Below are 3,522 nucleotides of genomic sequence, written 5' to 3'. Positions count from 1 at the left end.
ATCCGGGTGCCGGCGACGTCTTCTGCAGATCTGCTGACCAGGCCGCCGTGAGGTGGTGAACGACCCCATCCTCGGCGTTCGCGCCGATGACGCCGGTCGCGGCAGCGAGGACCTCCGGGGCCGCGTTGGCGACCGCGTACGCCTGATCTGCAGCCCCGAACATGGGCAGGTCGTTGAGGTTGTCGCCGTAGGCGATGACCTGGTCGACGCTCAGGTAGTCGCGCAGCCAGGCCACGGCGTGGGCCTTGGTGGCGCGCGCGGCGCTGAGCTCGAGGTAGGTGTCCTCCGGGTGGTGCGTGTCGATCTGCGCGATGAGGGAGAGCCTCCCGTCCGTTGCCGCTGCTAGGTCGACGGTCAGCGCTGCGACCGCGGTCGCCTCGCCGATGATCGTGGCGTAGAAGACGCCGGAGCGGGGGAGCAGGGCCCAGTCGTCGGCCGGGCGAAAGCGCTTGTCCCCGGCCCTGTCCGTGAGGAATCGGCGCATGCCTTCGGACTCCTCGCCCTCCACCCAGGCGGCCCGTTCGGCCGTCGGGCTGCCGTTGTAGACGATCGGCGGAACTCGGTGCTCGCGGCAGAGCCGGAGCACGGTGTCCAGGTCGTCGTCCGGGATGCGTTCCTCGTTGAGGATCGCGCCGGATTGCGGGTCGAGCTGGAACGCGCCACCGGAGACGGTGACCGGGACCCGCAGGTCGAGCCCGTCGGTGACTCGGGCCGCGGAGACGTACGAGCGGGCGGTTGCGTAGGTGAACATTAGGCCGTTCGCGACGAGGTCGTTGACGCCGTCACGGGTTGCCGTCGAGAGTGCTGCGCCGGGGCCGAGGAGCGTGCCGTCGAGGTCGCTGAGGATCAGGGTGTTCATGGGTCCCGTTCTGGTTGCTCTGCAGATTGTGGGCGACGCGATCACCGCCGATGATGCCTGTCCTGTCGCGCGACGGCTACTGGGATTCGCTAGGCGCCCGGAGACCGCAAGTCAGAGCTGAGCTCACGGCTGGCCGGGTGGCAAGGTGGTCGCCATGGCGACGATCCACGGCATCGAGGCGACTCCCGATGAGCTGAGGGCGCTCGCTCTGACGGGCTACGGCCACTTCACCTCGATGCATGTCGAAGCAGGCGCGGTACGTGGCTTCGACCTGCATCTCGAGCGCCTGATCAGCAACGCGAAGGCCGTCTTCGATGTCGTGCTCGACCGGGAGGTCCTGGTCGCCGACATCCGTGCGGCCATCACCGGATCGATCGGGTCTTACACACTCCGGGTGACCGTGTTCGACCCCGCCATCAACCTCGGAAATATCGGGACGGTGACCGCCCGTCCGGTTCCGCTGATCACGTCTCGGCCCAGCGGTGTTGGCACGCTTCCGCCACTGAGGGTGAAGTCCACCGGATTCCAGCGCGACACCCCGGAGATCAAGCACGTCGGCCTGTTCAGCTCGCTCCGACACCGTGTGACGGCCAAGAAGGCCGGGTTCGATGACGTTCTGTTCGTCGATCCCATCAGCCCGAACGTCTCTGAGGGCAGCACGTGGAACATCGGCTTCATCGACCCCGACGGCGCGGTGATCTGGCCCGACGCGGCGGTTCTTCCCGGGGTGACGATGTCGCTGCTGCGTGACGCCGGCGGCGGACAGCCGCTGCGGAAGGTCCCGGTCGGCCAGGTTGGACAGATGCGGGCTGCATTCGCGACGAACGCAAGCATCGGCGTGCGTCCGATCAGCGCGATCGACAACCACAGCTTCGACCCGAACGACCTGATGATCGCAGATTTGCAGCGGATCTACGCCGCGATTCCGACGCCTCGAGTTTGAGACCGTCGGCGTCACGGAGCGTCACACGGTCGCCCGCGGATAGCAGGCCATTGGCTGCCAGGCAAGCGGCTCACCCAGCGTCGAAGTCGTTCCCTGGCGTCGCATGCCCGCCCGGAGAAGGTCGGCACCATCGATCGGGGCGTTGACATTCTTGTTGATCGTGGTCGTCGCGGGTATACCGAGGTTGCTTCTTGACCCAAGGAACCACAGGTGACCAGCGTCGTGGAGATCACCACGACACTGAGCATCCTCTGGACCATCAGGAGCGTGTCGCGAGCCTGTAGATCCCGTAGATCACAGCGAGGAAGAAGTCCACGATCATCCAGAAGATGACGATCAGGAACACGCCGATGCCGGTGCCGACGTCCTGCGCGTCCTGACACGCCTGCTGGGAGAGCGACCCGCAGTCTGTGGCCGTGCCGCCGCTGGTGGCGCCAGCAATGATCCAGATGATGAAGAGGATCTGGACGGCAAGAAAGAACCACCAGAAAATGCGTCGCTTCTTCTTGGGCTTCTCGACGATCGGCACGTAGCCGGGGTACGGGTTGGTCATGGGGTCTCTCCTTCTGCGGGTTTGGCGGGCTTGTCCATGCGACTGCGCACGTGGACACCGAAGACTGGGAGCGGATGTCTGCGATGGCGGCGAGAAGTCGCTCCGGTCTGGGGTGAATCGTGAGGTTTGATCACCCTCAGAAGTCGCAGGACTTCATTTCGACGCCCAGGTCGCCGCCGTCATCGAACTTGCCGGTCACCGTGACCTCCTTGCCCGGGGCGAGGGTGTCGAGGTACTTGTTCGCAACGCTGCGGCAGTGGATGCCCAGGATCTCGAAGTCCCCTCCTCCGTCGAACGAGACGTCGTACTTGTCGTCGTCGAACAGCTGCGCATCGATCGAAGAGACCACGCCTCCGGTGATCTTCAGGGTCTTACCCTTGTACTTCTTATCCGCAGTGAACTCGCTCGCCTCGAATTCCTTGATCAGGTCCGAGGCGCTGACCACGATCGGCTTAGCTTTGGGCTTGGGCTTCTCCTTGGCTTTTGCGGGAGCGTTGGACTCTTCCGCCTTGACATCGCCCCCTTGCGCAGCCGCCTCGCTGGAGTCGTCGGTAGCAGTCGTGTCGGTCCCGCCACCTCCATTGGCAGCGGCAATCGAGCCGATGACGACGAAGGCGGCGACGACGGCAGCCACGTAGGGCCAGCGGGGCTTGGGCTCCTGGCGGTTGACGAGGCCCCTCTCGTCCACGGAGATGGTCAGGACCTGGCGGGCACCGAGAATGGCAACGATGGCCCAGCCGAGCAGCCACGTGCCGCACGTGAACAGCGAGATCAACCCGTGCATGAGGTGCCGTACCTTGCCGCCGCGGTTGAGGATCGCGTAGCCGTTCTGGTTGGAGACGAGAGTCCAGCCGGTGGCAACAGACTTTCCGATCTCGTGGTTGAGGATCTGCTCGGGGCCAGGCGCGGGCGAGGGCATGGATGACGGGGCGGGCGGAGGATAATTCATGGGTGTGGTTCCTTCGTGCGACGTGTGGTGTCTATGCCCGTTGGACAGGCAGGTCAGAGGACCCGAGGGCGGGCAAGTGGACTGGGATAGCCATCGCAGTCCACCTGAGCCGGTCTCGGGTGAATCGTGGGACCTCTTGGAAACCGAGGAGCATGTGTGCGGCCGTGGGCCGCTCGGCGAGGTCTGAGAGGAGGATCCCCCGGCGCTGTCCCAGGGGG

General features: G+C 65.4%; 4 protein-coding genes. 1 reads left to right on the top strand and 3 read right to left on the bottom strand.

Annotation, left to right across the window (positions count from 1 at the left end; translation table 11 throughout):
• On the bottom strand, positions 1 to 859 hold an 859-nt coding region (locus ACRDPS_RS00650), incomplete at its 3' end, for an HAD family hydrolase (protein WP_431499684.1).
• A gap of 154 nt (positions 860 to 1,013) precedes the next feature.
• Here ACRDPS_RS00650 and ACRDPS_RS00645 point away from each other — a divergent pair.
• Positions 1,014 to 1,802 carry an aminotransferase class IV gene (locus ACRDPS_RS00645; RefSeq protein ID WP_431499683.1) on the top strand — a complete coding sequence of 263 codons (789 nt, stop codon included), beginning with the start codon at positions 1,014 to 1,016 and terminating at the stop codon, positions 1,800 to 1,802.
• 259 nt (positions 1,803 to 2,061) lie between these two features.
• Here ACRDPS_RS00645 and ACRDPS_RS00640 read toward each other — a convergent pair whose 3' ends face one another.
• Together ACRDPS_RS00640 and ACRDPS_RS00635 are read right to left on the bottom strand one after the other, a co-directional pair.
• On the bottom strand, positions 2,062 to 2,355 hold the full coding sequence (locus ACRDPS_RS00640) for a hypothetical protein (protein WP_431499682.1): 294 nt from the start codon (positions 2,353 to 2,355) through the stop codon (positions 2,062 to 2,064).
• Positions 2,356 to 2,491: 136 nt separating this feature from the next.
• Positions 2,492 to 3,274 carry an OB-fold protein gene (locus ACRDPS_RS00635; protein WP_431499681.1) on the bottom strand — a complete coding sequence of 261 codons (783 nt, stop codon included), beginning with the start codon at positions 3,272 to 3,274 and terminating at the stop codon, positions 2,492 to 2,494.
• Positions 3,275 to 3,522 lie beyond the last annotated feature (248 nt).

The organism is Nocardioides sp. (assembly GCF_050699375.1).
Lineage (GTDB): Bacteria > Actinomycetota > Actinomycetes > Propionibacteriales > Nocardioidaceae > Nocardioides.
The sequence above is the reverse complement of the archived record's forward strand: the minus strand, read 5'-3'. Positions and strand labels throughout refer to the sequence as shown.